At 63.7% G+C, this 267-nt stretch carries 1 protein-coding gene; it reads right to left on the bottom strand.

Annotated elements, in window-relative coordinates; genetic code table 11:
* Window positions 1–267: hypothetical protein (locus HMPREF2804_RS10640; protein WP_210399325.1), on the bottom strand; the 267-nt coding region annotated here is incomplete at both ends.

The raw sequence follows: 267 nt of genomic DNA, 5'->3' as shown, positions 1-267 counted from the left end.
CGTTGTTACCACCGGGGGTACCAGGCTGACCGGGGTTACCGGGGGTCACGTTACCGCCGTTACCACCAATACCATTACCGCCATTGCCGCCCTGACCGGGGTTACCGGGGGTCACGTTGCCACCGTTACCGCCAATGCCGTCGCCGCCATTGCCACCGTTGTTACCACCGGGGGTACCAGGCTGACCAGGGGTACCGGGGGTCACGTTACCGCCGTTACCGCCAATACCATTACCGCCATTGCCACCGTTGTTACCACCGGGGGTAC

Source organism: Rothia sp. HMSC065G12, from assembly GCF_001811455.1.
GTDB lineage: Bacteria > Actinomycetota > Actinomycetes > Actinomycetales > Micrococcaceae > Rothia > Rothia dentocariosa.
This window is presented reverse-complemented; position numbering and strand designations above follow the sequence as displayed.